The sequence below is a fragment of the Bradyrhizobium uaiense genome, assembly GCF_010811875.1.
GTDB lineage: Bacteria > Pseudomonadota > Alphaproteobacteria > Rhizobiales > Xanthobacteraceae > Bradyrhizobium > Bradyrhizobium uaiense.
Map to the genome: position 1 here is coordinate 1 of NZ_VKHP01000726.1, position 253 is coordinate 253.

A 253-nucleotide genomic window follows, 5' to 3' on the forward strand; every position below is an offset into this window, starting at 1 on the left:
TGGTAGTCGACCTTCAGGCCACGCCCGGCAAGCTCGGCAACGAGACCGCGTATGGTGAAATCGCCGTCCTTGATCCGTTGTGACAGCCAGACCGCGTGCTTGCCCGAAATTGCCTTCGGCTTGTAGCGCCGATCTGGCCAGGCTCAACGCTGCCGGTCTCATCGACCCGCTTCATCCAGCCGATGGCGGTGCTGATCGCCACTCCAAACTGCTTGGCGCCTCGATTGCGCGACATCCCGCCCTCGATCGCAGC

At 63.2% G+C, this 253-nt stretch carries 1 pseudogene; it reads right to left on the reverse strand.

Annotation, left to right across the window (positions count from 1 at the left end):
- Window positions 1-253 (reverse strand): annotated as a pseudogene (locus FNJ47_RS50790) (IS630 family transposase); the annotation flags it as partial.